Source organism: Glutamicibacter sp. NPDC087344 (genome assembly GCF_044744225.1).
In the GTDB taxonomy this organism is placed as follows: Bacteria; Actinomycetota; Actinomycetes; order Actinomycetales; family Micrococcaceae; genus Glutamicibacter.
Window position 1 is genome coordinate 38,506 of the sequence record NZ_JBIUXY010000010.1, and the last position, 18,207, is coordinate 56,712.

16 protein-coding genes and 1 riboswitch are annotated in these 18,207 nt (G+C 60.2%); of the genes, 9 read left to right on the plus strand and 7 right to left on the minus strand.

The features are described from left to right. Nucleotides 1–7: 7 nt before the first annotated feature. Nucleotides 8–3,358: a DEAD/DEAH box helicase gene (locus ACIOWL_RS16675; RefSeq protein WP_400387577.1), complete on the minus strand. Its 3,351-nt coding sequence runs from the start codon at nt 3,356–3,358 to the stop codon at nt 8–10. Nucleotides 3,359–3,445: 87 nt separating this feature from the next. Here ACIOWL_RS16675 and ACIOWL_RS16680 point away from each other — a divergent pair, with 87 nt between their 5' ends. Further along, on the plus strand, nt 3,446–4,624 hold the full coding sequence (locus ACIOWL_RS16680; RefSeq protein WP_400387579.1) for an LOG family protein: 1,179 nt from the start codon (nt 3,446–3,448) through the stop codon (nt 4,622–4,624). A 70-nt stretch (nt 4,625–4,694) separates the two neighbouring features. On the opposite strand, the gene ACIOWL_RS16685 is transcribed toward ACIOWL_RS16680, so the two are convergent. The 3 genes from ACIOWL_RS16685 to ACIOWL_RS16695 all read right to left on the minus strand — a co-directional run bounded on the left by ACIOWL_RS16685 (nt 4,695) and on the right by ACIOWL_RS16695 (nt 6,946). After that, nucleotides 4,695–5,798 carry a VIT1/CCC1 transporter family protein gene (locus tag ACIOWL_RS16685; RefSeq protein ID WP_400387581.1) on the minus strand — a complete coding sequence of 368 codons (1,104 nt, stop codon included), beginning with the start codon at nt 5,796–5,798 and terminating at the stop codon, nt 4,695–4,697. 55 nt (nt 5,799–5,853) lie between these two features. Beyond that, nucleotides 5,854–6,120 (minus strand): hypothetical protein, encoded by a 267-nt coding sequence (locus tag ACIOWL_RS16690; RefSeq protein ID WP_400387584.1) that lies wholly within the window; start codon nt 6,118–6,120, stop codon nt 5,854–5,856. Nucleotides 6,121–6,135: 15 nt separating this feature from the next. Next, nucleotides 6,136–6,249, minus strand: a riboswitch (SAM riboswitch). Nucleotides 6,250–6,346: 97 nt separating this feature from the next. Continuing rightward, nucleotides 6,347–6,946 carry a DinB family protein gene (locus ACIOWL_RS16695; protein WP_400387586.1) on the minus strand — a complete coding sequence of 200 codons (600 nt, stop codon included), beginning with the start codon at nt 6,944–6,946 and terminating at the stop codon, nt 6,347–6,349. A gap of 211 nt (nt 6,947–7,157) precedes the next feature. Here ACIOWL_RS16695 and ACIOWL_RS16700 point away from each other — a divergent pair, with 211 nt between their 5' ends. The 4 genes from ACIOWL_RS16700 to ACIOWL_RS16715 all read left to right on the plus strand — a co-directional run bounded on the left by ACIOWL_RS16700 (nt 7,158) and on the right by ACIOWL_RS16715 (nt 11,355). Then, the gene (locus ACIOWL_RS16700) at nt 7,158–7,721 is read left to right on the plus strand and encodes a helix-turn-helix domain-containing protein (protein WP_400387588.1); all 564 of its coding nucleotides are present in this window, start codon (nt 7,158–7,160) and stop codon (nt 7,719–7,721) included. A 144-nt stretch (nt 7,722–7,865) separates the two neighbouring features. Continuing rightward, nucleotides 7,866–8,303, plus strand: a complete 438-nt coding sequence (locus tag ACIOWL_RS16705; RefSeq protein ID WP_400387591.1) for a hypothetical protein — start codon at nt 7,866–7,868, stop codon at nt 8,301–8,303. 425 nt (nt 8,304–8,728) lie between these two features. Then, on the plus strand, nt 8,729–9,718 hold the full coding sequence (gene speB / locus ACIOWL_RS16710) for an agmatinase (protein WP_400387592.1): 990 nt from the start codon (nt 8,729–8,731) through the stop codon (nt 9,716–9,718). Continuing rightward, nucleotides 9,715–11,355, plus strand: coding sequence for a thiamine pyrophosphate-binding protein (locus ACIOWL_RS16715; protein WP_400387594.1), 1,641 nt, complete (start codon nt 9,715–9,717; stop codon nt 11,353–11,355). Before speB ends, ACIOWL_RS16715 begins: the two co-directional genes overlap by 4 nt. Before the next feature lie 90 nt (nt 11,356–11,445). Here ACIOWL_RS16715 and ACIOWL_RS16720 read toward each other — a convergent pair whose 3' ends face one another. Next, complete coding sequence (locus ACIOWL_RS16720) at nt 11,446–11,664, minus strand: hypothetical protein (RefSeq protein ID WP_400387596.1); 219 nt, start codon at nt 11,662–11,664, stop codon at nt 11,446–11,448. Between the two features lie 82 nt (nt 11,665–11,746). Then, a complete protein-coding gene (locus ACIOWL_RS16725; protein WP_400387598.1) occupies nt 11,747–12,604 on the minus strand; it encodes an inositol monophosphatase family protein in 858 nt (285 codons plus the stop codon). Nucleotides 12,605–12,706: 102 nt separating this feature from the next. Between ACIOWL_RS16725 and ACIOWL_RS16730 the strand changes: the two genes are divergently transcribed. Together ACIOWL_RS16730 and ACIOWL_RS16735 are read left to right on the plus strand one after the other, a co-directional pair. Further along, the gene (locus ACIOWL_RS16730) at nt 12,707–13,213 is read left to right on the plus strand and encodes a MarR family winged helix-turn-helix transcriptional regulator (protein WP_400387600.1); all 507 of its coding nucleotides are present in this window, start codon (nt 12,707–12,709) and stop codon (nt 13,211–13,213) included. Continuing rightward, the gene (locus ACIOWL_RS16735; protein ID WP_400387603.1) at nt 13,206–14,765 is read left to right on the plus strand and encodes an MFS transporter; all 1,560 of its coding nucleotides are present in this window, start codon (nt 13,206–13,208) and stop codon (nt 14,763–14,765) included. Before ACIOWL_RS16730 ends, ACIOWL_RS16735 begins: the two co-directional genes overlap by 8 nt. 34 nt (nt 14,766–14,799) lie before the next feature. Here ACIOWL_RS16735 and ACIOWL_RS16740 read toward each other — a convergent pair whose 3' ends face one another. Beyond that, nucleotides 14,800–15,423: a TetR/AcrR family transcriptional regulator gene (locus tag ACIOWL_RS16740; RefSeq protein WP_400387606.1), complete on the minus strand. Its 624-nt coding sequence runs from the start codon at nt 15,421–15,423 to the stop codon at nt 14,800–14,802. A gap of 150 nt (nt 15,424–15,573) precedes the next feature. Between ACIOWL_RS16740 and ACIOWL_RS16745 the strand changes: the two genes are divergently transcribed. After that, nucleotides 15,574–17,115, plus strand: a complete 1,542-nt coding sequence (locus ACIOWL_RS16745; RefSeq protein WP_400387609.1) for a glycoside hydrolase family 43 protein — start codon at nt 15,574–15,576, stop codon at nt 17,113–17,115. A 3-nt stretch (nt 17,116–17,118) separates the two neighbouring features. After that, nucleotides 17,119–18,084 carry a glycoside hydrolase family 43 protein gene (locus ACIOWL_RS16750; protein WP_400387612.1) on the plus strand — a complete coding sequence of 322 codons (966 nt, stop codon included), beginning with the start codon at nt 17,119–17,121 and terminating at the stop codon, nt 18,082–18,084. Nucleotides 18,085–18,207: the final 123 nt, after the last annotated feature.

The following is an 18,207-nucleotide window of genomic DNA, read 5'->3' on the forward strand; positions in this document are numbered from 1 at the left end:
CAACCTGTTACTCGAGCAGGCCTCGAATATCCTGTGCAGTCAGGGCTTTGGAGAAACCATCGGCCTCGTCCATGACGGAATTGATCAGCCGGCGCTTGGTGTCCTGCAGGGCCACCACCTTCTCTTCAATGGTGCCCTTGGAGATCATCCGGTAGACCATCACCTGCCTGGTTTGTCCGATGCGGTGGGTGCGGTCAATTGCCTGGGCCTCGACCGCCGGGTTCCACCACGGATCCAGCAAGAAGCAGTAGTCGGCTTCCGTCAGGTTCAGCCCGAATCCGCCGGCCTTCAAGGAAATCAAGAACAGCGGCGCTTCGCCTTCCTTGAACTGTTCAATAACCTCCGCACGGTTGCGGGTGCTGCCATCCAGATATACGAACTTGATTCCGCGCGCGGTCAGCTTCTCGGCGAGGACCTTCAGGTATGAGGTGAATTGGCTGAAAACCAAAGCCCGGTGACCCTCATTGAGCACATCATCGAGCTGATCGAATAGTGCTTCCAACTTGGAGCCGGGAACCTCAGCCAACTCCGGGTCCACCAGGGAAGGTTCCAGTGCCAGCATACGCAGATGGGTGAGCGACTGGAAGATCGTAAACCGGTTCTTGTCCAAGTCCTCCACCAGGTGCAGGATTTTTTGGCGCTCACGGTTCAGGTGCGTGTCATAGACGTGCTGGTGCTCATCCGAGAGGCGTACCAGCACCTGCTGCTCCTGCTTGGCTGGGAGGTCCAACACCACGGATTCTTTGGTGCGGCGCAGCATAAACGGCTTGACCCGTCGTTGCAGCAACGCCAGGGTGTCTTTGTCGCCAAGAACCTCGACAGGGCGGGCGAACTGACGGTTGAACCGGCTGGTGTTCAAAAACAACGAGGGCGAAGTCAGCGACAGCAGTGCGCCGAGCTCGGCGAGATTGTTCTCCATCGGGGTGCCGGTCACCGCCAACTTGAAGTTGGTTTGGAGGTTTACCGCCGTTCGGTGAGCCTTGGTTGAACGGTTTTTGACGAATTGGGCCTCGTCCAAAATCAATCCGGCAAAACGCTGGGATTCATAGATTTCATCGTTCAACCGCAACAGCGTATAGGTGGTGAGCACTACATCGTACCCCTCGGCTAATTCGCGCAGCTGACGTACATCACCGAGGGTCGAGTCGATGCTGATGACCTTGAGGTTCGGTGCGAACCGGCGGACTTCCATTTCCCAGTTGGAGACCACCGAGCTCGGTGCGACCACCAAAAACGGTGCGCGCACCCGCTGGGCCGGCGGCAACTCGGCGCAGGACTGGGGGTCGTCCCAAAGTTTATGGGCGTGCAACACCAAGGCAATGGTCTGCAAGGTCTTGCCCAAGCCCATGTCATCGGCCAGGATTCCGCCGAAACCGCCCTGATAAAGGCGTGAGAGCCAGCGGAAGCCTTCAACCTGGTAGGGGCGCAAGGTGGCTTGCAGGGTGTCTGGCACCGCGGCCTCTGCGCCTTCGGCGACTTTGAGCAGTGAGCGCATGCGGCCGATAAACATGTCCGCGCCGTCGATGCCTTCGGCCAGTTCGTCCAGTTCTTCAAACAGGGAGATCTGGAAAACCGACAGCTTCAGGTCCGCATCCTTGGGTTTGTCGTTCATCGCCTGGGCTTCATCAACCAGCTCCTTGAGCTTGGCGAAGATCGGCTGGTCCAAGGAGAACCAGGAGTTGTCGGGCAACTTCAGTTTCATCGATCCCTTGGCCATGACCGTCACAATTTCGGCAAACGGCACCTCATGGGTACCGACGGTGATCAACAAACCCAGATCCAGCCAGTCATTTCGTTCGTGGTCGACGGCATTGATCTTCAGCTTGGGCAATTCGCGCAGCTGACGGTACACCGGGCGTTCGCCGATTTCCTCGAGCTTGAGAACCTTCAGCGAATCCAAGGCCGGTACCAGATCTGAAGCGAACGCGATCATCTGATCACCAGAGAAGAATTTGGGGGACAGGTCCGGGTTGCTTATCCCGAGAACCTGCTCGAATACCCCGTTGACCGCATCACGGAGGAACCCTTCGGCCTCAGGGTCGAAGGGTTTGTGATCGCCTTTCACCCCGGGGTAACTGATCGAGAAGTCCAGGGTGGCCGATTCTTTGGAACCCTCCTCGGTCTGCTCGACCTTGTACTCCACCCTTGCCCGCACAAATGGAGGTTTCAGGTCTGGGAATGACAACTCGGGTGAGGTGCTGCGCAAGCCAAAGGTGCGCGCCATCCGCGGGTAGTGGGCGTCGAAGAAGAGTTGTTTGTCCTCCTCCGGCACATGCAGCATCTGATGCGAGTCGTACCAGTTCAGCTGCTTGTCGTTAAGCCGTTCCGCGGTGGGGGCAAGCAGAATTTGCTCTGGGTTCTCCAGCTGGATGTAGTACCCGTGGTCGCCGATGGTTCCGACGGGACTGTAATCTTCCAACGTTGTTTCTTGCCCCGCGGTGTGCAAAACCCCGCGAACTTGCAGATTCTTTTGGTCGTCAAGGGACGCGACCAGCTCGGTCCAAGACTGCGAAACCACATCGACCGAGAGATCATTGCGGGTGCTGACCAGCTGGATACCAAGCTCCTGCGCTTCGGCGAGCAGCGGCCACAGCAGGTTTGACGAGTACTCGTCCAAGAACAGCCAGTCTTCATCAGCCTTGAAGTTCGTTTGAGTGTTGCTGCGGGCCATCGCAGCGAAGCGGGAGAACCAGTGATGCTGTGCACGCAGCAGATTCCAGCCGAAGGTCTTAAAGCCAATGGTGGTCCAGCGCAGCTGTCCACGCACCCAGCGGCCTTCGGTATTGCGCACCATGGGGCGCACCCCCAACCGGAAACGCCGATTACGGTAGGTTCCATGCGACAGCATTCCGGTGGGAAGCCACTGCTGCTGTTGGGTCGTGTTTTTGGCATCGAACAGCAAAAACTGCAACGCCATGGGCACCACTGGGTCGTTGGGGGACCCCACGAGCCCGTCGCTCGGGCGCGGCTCGCGTTCGGCATACCAGGCATCGGTCTGCCGGGACCACGTGGTGGCAACCTGTTCCTCCCGCGGAGCGGCGATTTTGGCCACTGAGGAAAGTTTGTTGGAGGTCAACGCGAGGGCCGCAATGTGTGGGCAGATTGCGGGATTGTCGCAGTCGCAGGCCCCGGAACTGATTTCCCAGCCGCTAGCCGCGCGGCGCACCTGAATCATCGGTGAATATTCTTCACCGTCTGCATGCACGGTGCCTTCAATTTCTCCGGATGACTCGTTAAATTCAACGTCAACCACGGCATTTGCTTCATCGGCAAGTTTTTTGCCAAGGAAAAAAGGAACATTGCCCAAGAACGCCAGCAGGTGTCGAGCGTCAATGGTCGGCGGAACAGCATTAGTCATCCGCTAATCGTTTCACGTTCTGGCCCATCGTGAAAGTTGAAAGCGCCCTACTGTGAATAATCACTAACTCTCACGTAGCGTGGAACCATGTCCCAGGTCTGGCCCTACCTCCCGGCGCGAGCCGTGAACATCACGTCACTTGCCGAATTCGACAGGTTGGCGGCCGAAGCGCTGAGTTTGCGCAGTGCCCAAGGCCGTAGCTGGAGGGTGCACCGAGTCGACCTGCGTGAGCGGGACACGGTGCTTTCGGCGCTGGATCTTGCCGAGGCGCTATTTATCGACTGCCAATTCAGCCCGGCAGGTCGTGCACTGGTTGCGGGCACCGGCGGGCTGTGCATGGACTCGGGACAGCAGTTGCCCTTCAGGACTCGTGAGCGGGGCCTGTACACCCCGGAGGAACTGTATGAGGGGATCCAAACCCGGAGCTATGACAAAGTTCTCGACGCCCGGATATTCGCCTATTCACAGCAGCGCGGGCCACGGCATGTACTGCTAGAAGACGACGCCATGGCTGCAACACTTCACGACCACCATGTGGGGCAGGCGCTCATCACTGAAGTTTATGACGGAGCTTTCCATGAAGTCCCCATCATCGGAGTCATGGGAGGTCACGCATTACGTCGTGGCAGCGAGCAGTACGCGCAGGCACTTGAGCTAGGGGCGCACCTGACCCGTTCCGGGTATGCGGTGGCCACCGGGGGTGGGCCCGGTGCCATGGAAGCGGCGAATGCCGGTGCTTGGTTGGCAGACTACGACCCAGCGGATCTTTCCAAGGCCTTGGGGATGCTGGCCGCGGAGCCTGATGCAATCCACCGGCGTACCGGCTGGGCACGCACGGCGCTCGCCGTGAAGCGTCGATTCCCGTCGACGCGGACTTCGCTGGGGGTTCCCACGTGGTTTTATGGGCATGAACCGCCAAACCTGTTCGCCACGCACATCGCCAAGTTTTTCTCGAATTCAATCCGCGAAGCGCTGTTGCTGGAGCAATCCAACGGCGGCATTGTGGTGTTGCCAGGAGCCGCGGGTACGGTTCAGGAGATTTTTCAGGATGCCTGCGAGAACTACTACGCCACCGGTGCGCGGGTGGTTCCGCTGGTTTTGGTCGGTCGGGAGTACTGGACCCGGACGTTGCCCGTATGGCCGCTGCTTCAAGCGTTGGCCGCCGAGCGGGCCATGGAGCCGAAGATTGCCTTGGTTGATTCGGTGGATGAGGCAGTGCAGTTCCTTGGCACCATGCGCTCCCTGCGGCGGCGCACCCGCTTCTGAAACGAGCACGGCCACCGCCTGAAACTTCAGGTGATGGCCGTGCAGGGTAGGTGCTACCGGGGCGTTCGTTTTAGGCCAGGCTGGTGCCGAACAGCAGGCCCAGGCAGTAGGTCACCGCCGCGGCTCCCCAGCCAATGGCCAGTTGGCGCAGGCCGCGTTTCATGGGGGAAGCGCCGGAAAGCAGACCGACCACACCGCCGGTTGTCATCAGCGCCGCGCCAACCAGCAAAACCGAGGTGGCGACGGCCGCCAGGCCGGTCATCCCGAAAATGTAGGGAAGGATCGGGATGATGGCGCCGGAGGCAAACAAACAGAACGACGTTGCCGCCGCACCGGTAGCCGAGCCCAGCTCCTCATGCTCGTTCTCAAATTCTTCGGCCCGAGCCTCTGGGTTCAGTGAGAATGATGGGTTGCAGTCGCAGGTGAACAGGCCCATGCGCTCGGCGGCACGATGCTCGGCGTCTTCGTCATTCATGCCGCGGGCCTTGTAGATCAGGACCAGTTCGTTGGCATCAAGGTCGAGGTCCGGGGCGGCGGTGAGAGTGACCTGGGTGGGACGCGAGGCGGTGAGCAGCTCACGCTGGGAGCGGACGGAGACATATTCGCCGGCCGCCATGGACAAGGCCCCCGCGAGCAGGCCGGCGATCCCGGAAAAGAGCACCATTCCGGAGGCGACACCGGTCGCACCGATACCCATGACCAGCGCCAGATTGGATACCAGGCCGTCGTTGGCGCCGAATACCGCGGCACGGAAATTTCCGGAGAGCTGGGCCCGGCCGGCGGTTGCCAGGGCCCGGACAACTTCTTCGTGGACTTGTTCGTCGGCGGCCATCTGCGGCGAAGCGTCGGCGTCGCTGCTGTAGGGAGTGTTGCTTTCGGCACGTTGCGCCAGTGCGAGCACAAAAACCGAGCCGAAATGCAGCGCGAGGAATCGCAGGATGCTCCGGCGCAACGAAGGGCGTACCGGGCGGGCATGTTCGCCGAGTTTGTTGCGCCAGTACTCTTCGTGGCGTTCTTCGGCGGCGGCCAAACCCAAAAGGATCTGCTTTTCCTGTCCTGATTTTTTCTGGGCTAGCGCCCGGTAGATGGCACCTTCGGCGACCTCGTCAGCGACGTATTTACGCCAGCGGTGGATTTGTGCGGAGGTGGGCTGAGTCGTGGGGTTATCTGGCATCACGAGGATGACTCTCCTACGGCATAGGATTTCTTGCTGAAATCCGCGGTTTTGTTCAGCCTCTCACTTTAGCCAGCGCTAAGGACGCGGGGAATTTGGCAAGCCTAAAAGCAACCGGCTTGCCGGCTGGCAGCCCGGCGGATGCGACGAGAATGATCAGCTCTCCGGTCTCGAGGTCGAAAACCGGTCGGTGAGCAGACCGCGTGATCAACCGCTCTAGCTGGGCGGGATCTGAAATGTAGCGGGTGTACCAGCGACCCTGTACCTTCAACTGCACCTGACCGGTTTGCAGGTCAATGATTGGAAGGACGGAAAATGCCATAAGACAACAACTCTCACGCAGCTCTTGCCCGTGCATCGGTTGGTGCCCGGACCGCTTCTTCATCCGAACCACCCATGAACCTGGGGTTGGTGCGCGGCCAGTCGGAGCTTGGCGCCGCGTCTCGTGAAGCAACAGTGTTGATGTTACCGCCACAATGTTAAGTCGTGAAGTTTCATTCCGTAGTGTGACCGCATATCCCGCGCGACCCTACGCCGCGTGCCACAAACTACGCTCCGTCGCGCTTTTGCTCGGCGGTCTGTTGCAACCGGGATTGTTGCTCTTCCCACTGGTCCGTGGTGTAGTCGGGCAGATTGAGGGCTTCGGGACGCAGCCCGACCTTTCCATCCAGCAGTTCCCGGACAATATCCAGGTGTCCGGCATGGCGTGAGGTTTCCGCAATCATATGCACCAGCAGGTGTTCGAGGGTGGTGTGCCGGTGTTTCACCCACCACGGAACTTCTGCGGGGCTGCTGAGGTCACGTTCGTCGAAACCGGCCTCGGCGAAGCTGATTGCTGATCGGTAGAGGTCGAGGACCTGGGCGACCGAGAAATCGGCCGGAGGGATAAAATCCGCCTGCGGGTCATCGATCTCCAAGAGCTGCTGAACGTAGGGGGCGTCAACCTGCCGGTTGAGGCATAAACCGAAATAGCCGTACTCGGTGATTGCCAGATGGTGCACCACACCGAGGATGTGAGTTCCGGTGGGGGTCATTGGCTGGCGTGCAAGTTCCTCGCTGAGCTGCTCGCTTTTAAAGATCACTGCCTGCCGGGCGTCATTGAGGTATTCGCGCAGCCGGGCTGCGGTGCTGTTGGGGGTCGAGTCCATGGCTTGAGTCTAGATGCGGTGCGCGGGCAACGGAATCACATAGCGTGAATCAACGGCAGAAATGGACTTCAACCACAGGCTTTGTCACATTCTTCCGGCCAGGTGTGACGGAAGTTGCGTATTGGTAAACTGAGCTCGCAGGGTCATCCTGTCCTCAGAATTTGAGTTGTTTCTACCCGGCAGCAAGAGAATAGGTTCAGGTTTCCCACGGATGAAAGCTTTGCCCGTTGAGCCTTCAGGGTCGTCGATAAATATTGGTGCACGGCTTCGTGGCGTCCGCCAGCAACAACGAATGACCATCGACCAGGTTGCCGAGCTTTCGGGTTTGACCAAGGGTTTTCTCTCTCGGGTGGAGCGTGATCTGACCAGCCCGTCGGTTTCCACGCTGCTCAAGCTCTGCGAGGTGCTGGGTATCGAGGTAGGCACCTTGTTTGAGGTGCCGGATACGACCTTGGTGCGTTTGGCGGAGGCTCCACGGATCTCCTTGGGCGGCTCGGGAATCACCGAACAGCTGGTAACCCCGCGGGGCGAGAAACGTGTTCAGGTGATTCGTGCCGAAGTAGAGCCTCACGGTATCGGCGAGGCAGAACTGTATTCGGTTGATTGCGAGCTGGAGGTGTTGCATGTGGCCTCCGGGGTTTTCACCTTGGTCCTGCCAGAGCAGCGCATCGAGCTTGCGGCGGGGGACACCATGACCTTTCCCGGGCGAGAACCTCACAGCTGGGAGAATCCCGGAAACGAACCTGCCATCGTGTTTTGGACGTTGGTTCTCTGACGTGGTGACCGTCGTTTTCGAGGTAACCGACCGGACATTGAGCTCCAGAGACTGCGCCCGCGTTCACGTCAGGTGAACGCACCGCGTATTCTTGAAAGAGTGCCCGACGAGACAGGTCGGGCCGCTAATACAGGAAGGAGCGTAGTGACGACTGAAGAAACCGCCGGGAACGCGGAAACTAAGCCGCACAAATTGCGCTCCATCAGTTGGTGGGCCTCGGCACTGGTCGGCCTGTTGGTAGGTTCTACCCTGGCCTGGCTGCGGACCCAACGTAATTTCTTTTTTCTCGGTGCGGCCATCCTTGCGGTGGTGATCATCGTGGTCGGCGTGCGGACGATCCGCCGGCGTGCACGGTATCCGCAAATGATGAAAACCAAAACTTCGTGGGCCTACAACATTTGGGCCTTGATCTTGATCATCTTGGCCGGTCCCGTACAGCTGGTTTACGTTCCCGATGACATCAACGAATTGACGATCAAGTCGCTGATCCTTTCGGTTGGTTTTTGTTTGGGTATTCACGAAGTTGACCGCGCGCTGGTCAAGGGCGCGCCCATAGAAGATAAAGACGAGCCGCAAGGCTAATTTTTCTCACGGATCCAAACGTCGTTTGGGTCCTTTTTGGCACGGGGCAACAGTTTACGGATTTCCTTCCGTCTTATTGGCAGTGCACAACGAACCGTTGCGCTTCATTGGCATCCAGCGGTTTTGCCGAAGCCTAGGCAATTTCAATCGACAACTAGATCGCCACCATCCCGGGGCCCTCGGACCGGTATCTGATGGTCGTTCCTCGCCCCAGCCGGCGTATGTCGCGTGTGGGGATCTCTAGCTGACTCGGTCTACTCAACTGCGCCCTCACCATGCAGGTCATGGCGGAGAGGTCTCACGAATTCGCCAGTGCGCGCTGGCATCTTGACGTGGCGCACATCGCAAAATAGCATAATAGGAAACTGAAGTTTCGTATTAGACAACTATTGTGGACTTGTCCGTGTTGTCGGAAGGATGCTCCCATGAAGGAAATCAGGATTGAAGAGAACGGCAACCTGGGGCCAATCAACGCGGCCCAGATTCCGCGCTACGCAGGTTTCGGCACCTACGCCCGACTGCCGCGCCTGGACCAGGTGGCGCAGGCGGACATCAAGATTGTTGGCGTTCCCTTCGACACCGGCGTTTCCTACCGTCCCGGTGCCCGCTTCGGCGCCAACCACGTGCGTGAATCCTCGCGCCTGATCCGCCCCTACAACCCGGCCACCGACACCTCGCCCTTCGCGCAGAGCCAGGTTGTCGATGCCGGTGACATGGCGGTTAATCCGTTCAACATCAATGAAGCAATTGAGACCATCGAGCATGAAGCACTGGAGCTGACTGCCGACGGGTCCACCTTGGTGACCTTGGGCGGGGACCACACCATCGCTTTGCCGCTGTTGCGTGCGGCCACCAAACGCGCCGGTGCCCCGGTTGCCATGCTGCACTTCGACGCGCACTTGGATACCTGGGATACCTACTTCGGTGCCGAATACACCCACGGCACCCCCTTCCGCCGTGCCGTTGAAGAAGGCATCCTGGACACCGAGGCGATCTGCCATGTCGGCACCCGTGGACCGCTCTATGGCAAAAAGGACCTGGAAGACGACAAGCGTTTCGGTTTCGGCATCGTGACCAGCTCCGATGTCTACTACCAGGGGGTGCGCGAAATCGTGGACAAGCTCCGCGAGCGCATCGGCAACCGCCCGCTGTACATCTCGGTGGACATCGATGTGCTGGATCCGGCCCATGCTCCGGGCACCGGGACCCCGGAGGCCGGCGGCATCACCAGCCGCGAGCTGCTGGAAATCCTGCGCGGCCTGCGCGGGTTGAACATTGTTGGCGCGGACATCGTGGAGGTGTCCCCGGCTTATGACCACGCGGAGTTGACCGGTGTCGCGGCCAGCCACGTCACTTATGACCTGATCAGCCTGATCAGTGATTTCCGCAGCGGCAGCGGGGCGAACGCCCGATGAGCGCCGTTCAGCGTAACGGCGGCGATCTGGTCATTGAGACCCTCACCGCGCTGGGAGCCAAGACGGTATTCGGTATTCCGGGCCAGCATGCGCTGGGACTCTTCGACGCGCTCTCCCGCTCGGAACTGCAGTTTGTTTCCTCTCGGGTGGAGAACAACTCCGCTTTCGCGGCCGATGGATACTCCCGTGCCACCGACGAAGTGGGGGTGCTGTTCCTGTCCACCGGGCCGGGGGCGCTGACCTCGCTGGCTGGTCTGCAGGAGGCCTACGCCACGGGTGTTCCAATCGTGGTGATCGCCAGCCAGATCCCGTTGGACGGACTGGGCGCCCGGCGCAAGGGCATGCTCCACCAGCTGGATGACCAAAAAGCTTCCGCGGCGAATGTGACCAAATTCCAGCAGACGGTGCATCATGCCTCCGGCATCCCCTCGGCGATCCAGGACGCCTGGGCTCGAGCCATCACGGTCCCCATGGGACCGGTCTGGGTTGAAGTGCCCCAGGATGTGCTGCTTGCACCGGTCATGGTTCCGGTGGTGCAAGATGCGCTCGCCGAGGCCTATGACCACCCGCCGCGGGTTGAACTCATTCGCGAAGCGGTGCGTTGGCTCGCCGAAGCCAAACGTCCGGCGATCGTGGCTGGCGGCGGCGTGCGGCGCGCCAGGGCCCAGGACCAGCTGCTGGAGGCGGCGAAAACCCTGCAGGCACCGGTGTTGTGCACCCCGGGCGGCAACGGCGCGTATCCGTGGAACGACGATCTCTCCTTGCAGTCCTGGGTCGAGGATCGTTACGTTTCCGAGGTGTTGGAAGACGCGGACGTGCTGGTGGTGGTGGGATCCTCGCTGGGTGAGGTATCCAGCAACTATTTCACCCTTGCCCCGCGCGGCAAGCTGATCCAGATCGACGCCGAGCCGCGGGTGCTTGAGTCCAATACCCCTGCCTTGGGCATCCGTGCGGATGCCGGGGCGGCTCTTGAATTCTTGAACACCCAGCTGTCCCAGGACGGATTTACCGCCCGCGCCGACTGGCACGGGGCAACGCCGCAACAGGTTGTGGCCGACACCCTGGCCAAGGTCCGTGCGCGTTTGGATGGCCAAGACCTGGGGCTGGAGCGACGTTTTATGGCGGATATCCGCGAGGCGGTGCCGGCGGCCATGCAGACCTTCTGGGATATGACAATTTCGGCCTACTGGGGCTGGAGCTGCTGGGATTCCCGCGAGGGACAGTTCCATTCGGCCCAGGGTGCCGGTGGTCTCGGGTACGGGTTCCCCGCCGCGATCGGCGGGGCGATGGGCCTTGGCGAGAGGGTGCTGGCGGTCAGCGGAGATGGTTCCGCCATGTACTCCATTGCTGAACTGGCTACCGCCAAACAGCATGACGTTCCGGTCACCTGGCTGATTGTCGACGACGGCGGCTACGGCATTCTTCGCGAATACATGGAAGGTGCCTTCGGCAAGGCAACCGCCACGGAGCTGGCACGACCGGACTTCGTGGCGCTCGCCCAGTCCTTTGGCGTCCCTGCACGGGAAGTTGCACCGCACGAGGTAGGGCAGGCGCTGAGCGAGTCCTTCGCCGAGGCTGGTCCCAACGTCGTGGTGGTCAAAACCCTGCTGAAAATGTTTGCACCAACCCATCTCTAGGCCCGGCGGGCATATGCAAGGGGCGGCACCCACCGGGTGCCGCCCCTTGCATATGTTTTAACGTTGTTCTCGGATTCTGTTTGCTGTTGCTCAGTGCGTGAAATGGTAGACGATGCCGAAAAGCATCGTGGAGAAGCCCATGCTGACACCAATGAGCAGTGGCACCCAGTCTTGCGTTTGTGATTGGGTTGCCAACATCACTGCGAAAGTACCGAAGAGAATCATCACTCCGATCCCTCCCAGGATCACCCCTCCGCCTCCGTGATGACGCACGGCGGAGTGTGCGTTCCGGTGGAATAGTGGTTCCATACAGGTATCCTACGACCGGGCCTCACGAATTCCGAGGGGTTCGCTGAGGAACTTTTAAAAATCCCGGGGTACGCCGTGGTTTTCAGCTGGTGCGCTGCGTGTGTATACGCTGCGCCGCGCGCGCGAGCGTGGGATAGTCGGCACCGGGTCCCTGAGCGATAAATCCGGGGCAAAGGTAAGCGGCGGCCACCGGCTCACCGTAACTCAGCCCCTCATAGCTGCCCCCGGCCATCCGCACCAAGTGCGCACCGGCGGCGACATCCCACACCTTGGTATCAAACCCGATGCTCGCGTCGCACCAGCCCGCGGCCACATGCGCCAGTGCCAGCGCCGCCGATACCTTGCGGCGCACCGTCGCGAAATCATGGATCCACTCGCCGAGCAGTTCCAGGGCCAGCGGCCCGTCGGACTCAAGGGATTCGGCTCCGGGGTAGTCGGTCATCAGATTTGCGCGCGCCTGGGCAGGGCGTGGTGCCGGGCGCAGGATCTCGCCGTTGAGGTAGGCATGGGACAGATCCGCGCTGAATTCATCGCCTGAGACCGGGTCGATAATCACCGCGGCGATTAGCCGGTCATCCACCGCCGCGGCAATCGAGACGCAGAAGAAGGCAATACCGTGGACAAAGTTGCTGGTGCCATCGATTGGATCCACGATCCACTGCACGGTTCCCGGGGCTGGGGTTCCTGAATCGGCGGCGATGTGTTCTTCTCCGAGTACCCAGGAGTCGGGAACGGCGTGGCGCAGGGACTGCGTGATCAGTTCCTGGCTTTGGCGGTCGATGCGGGTGACCAGATCGTGGGGATTGGTTTTTTCTTCGACCTGCACGCCGCCGCGAAAGTTGGCCCGCAGCACTTGAGCTGCGACTCGGCCGGCGTTCAGTGCAGCGGCCCGGAGGGTGGACGCAGATGTTTCTAGTTGCGCTTCGGAAAGATCAATCACCACTCCAGCCTATCCTCAGTGCACCCCGGAAGAACGTTGACCAAGGCAACTAATTGATCTTAGAGTGGAGGGGAACCATCAAAGATAGGCAGGCGATATATTGTGCAGTGGCCACCAAATGAGGCTCCGACCGAGTTGCTTGGGCGTCTGCTGGACGAAGTGGCTCGGACCTCGCGGTTGCTGCGCTCTTTCTCGCATCTGGATCACACCGACCCGGAAGTCTCCAACGCCTCGCACCATGTGCTCAAGACCTTGGATCTGCGCCAACCGACACATGCCGCCGATCTGGCCGGTCATTTGGGGATCGGCACGGCAGCGATGAGCCGCCACCTAGCCGAACTTGAACAAGCCGGGCTGGTTGATAAACGCCCCAGCGACCACGATGCGCGCCGCCAGGTTTTGTGGGTCACCGAAGCCGGAAGCGACCGGCTTGAAGCCCGCGCCCAACTGCGTATCCAGCGGCTGCGCGCGCTGCTGCCCGACTGGGACGAGCAGCAACTGATTTTGGTGGCTGATGCCTTGAACGAGCTGAACAACTCAATGATCCAAGGTATCCAGGAACACCGTGAACTGCAGGCCGAAGAATCGCAGGATACCGCCCATGAGTAAGCCGTCCGAAGAATCGTTGAAGCCCACCGACCTGACAGAGGCGTCCGCCGACACCCCGACGATGACCCAACGTGAGGTGCTTCGTTCGATTGCCGGTGTGCTTGCCTCGTTTTTCGCCGCCATGCTTGCCGCGACCATCGTGGCTATCGCGCTACCCACCATTATGGATAAACTCGGCGGGTCGCAGACTGACTTCAACTGGGTGCTGTCCACAACCTTGTTGGCCAACGCCGCCACAACCCCGATCTGGGGCAAGATGGCGGATCTGTTCAACAAGAAAAAGATGCTCCAAGCCGGCATCCTGATCTTTATCCTCGGTTCATTCCTGGCGGGCATGGCGTGGTCCATTCCGGTGCTGCTGGTTGCCCGCGTGATTCAAGGTGTGGGCATGGGCGGGTTGACGGCCATGGGCATGGCTGTGATCGGCACGGTTATCGCTCCGCGTGAACGTGGGCGCTACTCCGGGTACTTCGGAGCGGTGATGGCCGTCTCCACGGCAGCCGGTCCCTTGCTGGGCGGATTTATCGTCGACTCGCCGTTGGGCTGGCGTTGGTGTTTCTTCTTCGGCATCCCGATCAGCGCACTGTCGATGATTTTGATCCACAAGACTCTTCACCTGACCCATCAGAAACGCAAGGTCCGGATTGACTGGGGCGGGGCGGCGTTGCTGACCGTTGCGGTCTCCACGTTGCTGATCTGGGTGTCCTATGTGGGCAAGGACGAGTACTTCGCCTTTAATTCCTGGCAGACCTACACCATGCTCGGCGCGGTGGTGGTGCTGACTGTGGCCTTGCTGCTGGTTGAATCCCATGTCATGGAACCGATCATTCCGCTAAAAATTATTGCCACCCGCACCACGTCCTTGGCGATCATTGCCTCGATTGCGATTGGTGTGGGGATGTTTGGCAGTGGAGCCTTCATCGGGCAGTATTTCCAGATCGCTCGGGAAGCTACGCCAACGGCGGCCGGGCTGATGACCCTGCCGATGATCGTCGGAAACTACTTCGGTTCGGTCTTTGCTGGCCAGATGATTACCCGCTTCGGCCGGTGGAAAATATTTTTGGTCATCGGTTCCCTGCTCAACGTCGCGGGGCTGGGGCTGCTGGGAACAATGCATCATGACACCGAATACTGGGTCCTTGCCATTGGGATGTTCCTCAACGGCGTGGGTATGGGATTTATGCTGCAGAACCTCGTGCTGGCCGTGCAAAACACCGTGAAGGTCACCGACATCGGGGCCGCCAGCTCATCGGTGGCGTTTTTCCGCTCGGTGGGCGGCTCGGCCGGTGTTGCGTTCCTTGGCGCCATGCTCGCCGCCCAAGTCACAGCCTTGGTCTCCGAGGGGCTCAAGAAGTTGGGACTGAGCTCCGCCTCCGGTGGGAGCGGCGACTCGCTGAACCTGTCGGGAATGCCGCCTCAGGTGCGGGCAGTTGTTGAATCGGCATATGGCGAAGCGACAGGACTGATTTTTTTGGTTTCGGCGGCCGTCGCCGCGGTGGCTTTCATCTGCATCATCTTCATCAAGGAAGTTCCGCTGCGCAAGACGATCTAATGCGTGGCCGGGGGGGCCGGCGATACCCAGAGGTTCAGGATTCGAGTGTGACATACAGCCCGAACTGGCTGCGGATGGTGTTCACCAGATCGATTTCGGTGGGGGTCATCAGCCACTGGACGTGCAAACCATCCCTCATCGACGCAACGTGTATCGCGGCAATCTCCGGAGCAACAGTGCTGTGATAACGTCCTTGCTCCCGGAGGTCTTCGAACGCATGGGTTAGCCGGCGGCGAACCTCGGCATGCCATTGTTTGAAGTAGTTGTGCGCCGGGTGGCTAGGTCTTGTCGCCTCGGCGCCGAGGATGCTTAACAGGGCCACATTTGAAGGGTTTTTTGCGTCGCGCTGCGCGATATCTATCAGGGCGCGGATGAACGTCGCGCCATCGGTGGAATGCAAAGGAAAGACGTTTGCCGCTCCGTATAACCTGTCGTCGAGTACTGCGTTGAGCAAACTGGGTTTGTCGGGGAAATGATGCAGGAGCCCGGTGTGGGATAGGCCTGCCCGGGAGGCAACCTCACGTAGTGAGGTCCCGTTGTAGCCGACCTCGATGATGGACGCGACTGCAGCGTCCAAGAGGGCTTCGCGCGTTTGGCGTTTGGACTCTGCGCGGGTGCTGGGCCGTTTAGGCGTCGTGCTTTTGCTGTCAGGTTGCATATAACCCCTCTCTGATCACTCATCTTACACTCGCCGAAATATTTCACTTAACAAGTGGTCGGTGAAATGCTAGGGTTCTTGTGCCAGCACCGGTACATCGTTGAATCTGATGAGCAACCGGTGGGTGGCTCCGCTTTCTAGGGAGATGACATGAGTGTAAGTTCGACCGATGCCCAGCAGCATCGATTGCCGCAGCCAATCCTTCCCGGGTTCAACCCGGACCCCAGCATCGTTGAGGCCAACGGTGTGTATTACCTGGTGACCTCCACCTTTGAATACCTTCCTGGGATCCCGGTCTATCGCAGCACTGATTTGTCCAACTGGGAACAGGTGGGCAACGTGATCACCCGTGAGGCTCAAGCGAATCTGCGCCAAACACCGACGCCCGGCGGTGTCTGGGCACCGACAATCCGCCACCGCAACGGAGTATTCTATGTAATCGTTTCGATCATGTTCAGCGGGCATGGCTGCGTTCTCTACACGGCCACCGACCCCGCTGGCCCGTGGAGCGACGGCGTGCGAATACCCTCAGTTGATGGGTTGGACCCCGACCTGGTGTGGAGCGAGGACGGAACAGCTCTTGTCACCTTCGCATCGTGGGGGAAGGGGATTTTGCAGGTAGCGGTCGACCTGCACGACGGTTCCGCCCTCGAGGAGCCACGGCAGCTGTGGTCGGGTACCGGTCTGCTCACGCCGGAAGGTCCGCATATCTATCAGCGCGGAGACTGGTGGTACCTGTTGATCGCCGAAGGCGGCACCGAGCGGGGACACGGGGTGAGCATCGCGCGGGGGCGTTCAGCCAGGGGCCCTTTTGAAGGCCATCCGGAAAATCCCGTCCTCACCAAACGCAGCACCGACTACCCGATTCAAAACGTCGGCCATGCCGACATGGTTGATCTTCCTGACGGAAGCTCCCTCTGGGTGCTGCTGGGGGTGCGGCCCGTGGGATTCACCCGGGCGTTTTCCCCGCTTGGCAGGGAGACCTTCACCGCACAAGTCCACTGGGAAAACGGCTGGCCACAGGCGAGGTTGCTTCCGCCAAACCAGGCTGAGGGGCCGGCTGCGTTCACGATCGACTTCGCGCAGAGCACAGAGCTTGATCATGGATGGATCTCCGACCGGCGGCTTCCCGCCACCGTGGGCAGGCACGATCCAGTCCAGGGAGCGTTTGTCCTTAGTGGAGAGCACAACGATGTATCCCTGGCTGGAGCGCCGATGCTTGGCCGCCGCATCACGCATCACAAAGGCCGGGTCAGCCTAGGGGTCAACGTCAGCCGGGGATGCGGTGGACTGCTGGTGCGTTGTTCCGAGGTGCATTGGATCGCGCTGGAAGCCACTGAGACTGCGGGGAAAATCAACGTCACAGCCCGCGCTTCGTTAGCCGGAATTCAATCGACGTGGTCCGCCGAGTTGCAGGGCGAGAACCTTGAATTGCACGTCAATTTCACCCCGGCACCAGCACGCGGTGCCAACGCCGCCCCCATTGTCGGCGGCGACCGGATCACCCTGCTCGCGTCTACTGATACCGAGCATGCGGTCCTCACCGAGTTGGACGGGCGTTACTGGAGTTTTGAGACCACCGAGTCTTTTACCGGACGAGTTATCGGCGCCTATGCGCGCACCGGCGAGGTCGGCCTCCTGCACTACACCGTCAGTCCCGACCTGGCGGACTTCGATTCTAAGGAAAGTTAACCCATGACCGTTCACAAACTCTCTGAGATCCGCATTCGTGACCCGTTCATCTTTGAACCAGTCCCGAACAACTACCTTCTCTTCGGTACAACCGATGCCAATGTGTGGGGTGGACCCGCCACAGGTTTCGACTGCTACACCAGTACGGATCTGGAATCATGGACCGGCCCCTACCCGGCATTCCGGCCAGCTGACGGCTTCTGGTCGGAATCCCAGTTCTGGGCACCCGAGATCCATGAATACGACGGCACCTTTTTCCTCATCGCTACGTTTTTGGACACTTCTACGAAGGTCCGAGGGGTCGCGATCTTGAACAGCGATCAGGCAACGGGGCCGTATCTGCCGTGGAGCGATGGGCCAGTAACCCCGCGTGATACACCGTGTTTGGACGGCACGCTGTTTGTTGATGACCAAGGTGTCCCATGGCTGGTGTACAGCCGCGGTGCAGAAGCTGGAGGCGCTGGAAAACCTGCAGTTTCGGATGGCCAGATGTATGCGCTGCAGCTGTCGACGGACCTGCGAGAAGCCGCCGGGACACCTCAATTGCTGTTTCTGGCATCGTCGGCACCGTGGAGCAGGCCGCTGAAATTCCCGGAGGGGATCGAGCCTCCGGCCGAACTGGGGCTGGCGAAGAATCCACTGTTTACCGATGGCCCCTCGCTGACCCGGGCGCCGGACGGGTCCTTGGTGATGTTCTGGTCGAGCTTCGGGGAGGAAGGCTACGCCATTGGGGTCGCCACCTCGCCTACCGGTGATGTGCTCGGCCCCTGGGAACAATCGAGTACTGCCTTGTGGGCACGTAACGGGGGACATGGCATGCTTCTTGACACCACACGCGGCGAACAGTTTCTGGTGTTCCATGCGCCCAACGACAGCCCTCATGAACGTACTCAACTGATCCCGATCGCCTTCCAGCAGGGTGAATATCGTTTGGCGGGTGCGACCGAGCCGGGAAGGCAACCCGAGTAAACGCCTCGTCGAACCCCGCTGCCATGCCGAACGGCGCAACGCCCCGGTTCATTGGATTTGTGCATTCTCAACAAGAACTTGGGCAAAAGAACCAAGTTCGCCTAGAAGCGCGCAACTAGGCTG

Coding starts and splice junctions, on each gene's coding strand:
- ACIOWL_RS16735 (WP_400387603.1), top strand. CDS start 13,206: ATGAGTAAGCCGTCCGAAGAATCGTTGAAGCCCACCGACCTGACAGAG.
- ACIOWL_RS16700 (WP_400387588.1), top strand. CDS start 7,158: ATGAAAGCTTTGCCCGTTGAGCCTTCAGGGTCGTCGATAAATATTGGT.
- ACIOWL_RS16690 (WP_400387584.1), bottom strand. CDS start 6,120: ATGGCATTTTCCGTCCTTCCAATCATTGACCTGCAAACCGGTCAGGTG.
- ACIOWL_RS16715 (WP_400387594.1), top strand. CDS start 9,715: ATGAGCGCCGTTCAGCGTAACGGCGGCGATCTGGTCATTGAGACCCTC.
- ACIOWL_RS16750 (WP_400387612.1), top strand. CDS start 17,119: ATGACCGTTCACAAACTCTCTGAGATCCGCATTCGTGACCCGTTCATC.
- ACIOWL_RS16745 (WP_400387609.1), top strand. CDS start 15,574: ATGAGTGTAAGTTCGACCGATGCCCAGCAGCATCGATTGCCGCAGCCA.
- ACIOWL_RS16675 (WP_400387577.1), bottom strand. CDS start 3,358: ATGACTAATGCTGTTCCGCCGACCATTGACGCTCGACACCTGCTGGCG.
- ACIOWL_RS16740 (WP_400387606.1), bottom strand. CDS start 15,423: ATGCAACCTGACAGCAAAAGCACGACGCCTAAACGGCCCAGCACCCGC.
- speB (WP_400387592.1), top strand. CDS start 8,729: ATGAAGGAAATCAGGATTGAAGAGAACGGCAACCTGGGGCCAATCAAC.
- ACIOWL_RS16685 (WP_400387581.1), bottom strand. CDS start 5,798: ATGCCAGATAACCCCACGACTCAGCCCACCTCCGCACAAATCCACCGC.
- ACIOWL_RS16695 (WP_400387586.1), bottom strand. CDS start 6,946: ATGGACTCGACCCCCAACAGCACCGCAGCCCGGCTGCGCGAATACCTC.
- ACIOWL_RS16720 (WP_400387596.1), bottom strand. CDS start 11,664: ATGGAACCACTATTCCACCGGAACGCACACTCCGCCGTGCGTCATCAC.
- ACIOWL_RS16680 (WP_400387579.1), top strand. CDS start 3,446: ATGTCCCAGGTCTGGCCCTACCTCCCGGCGCGAGCCGTGAACATCACG.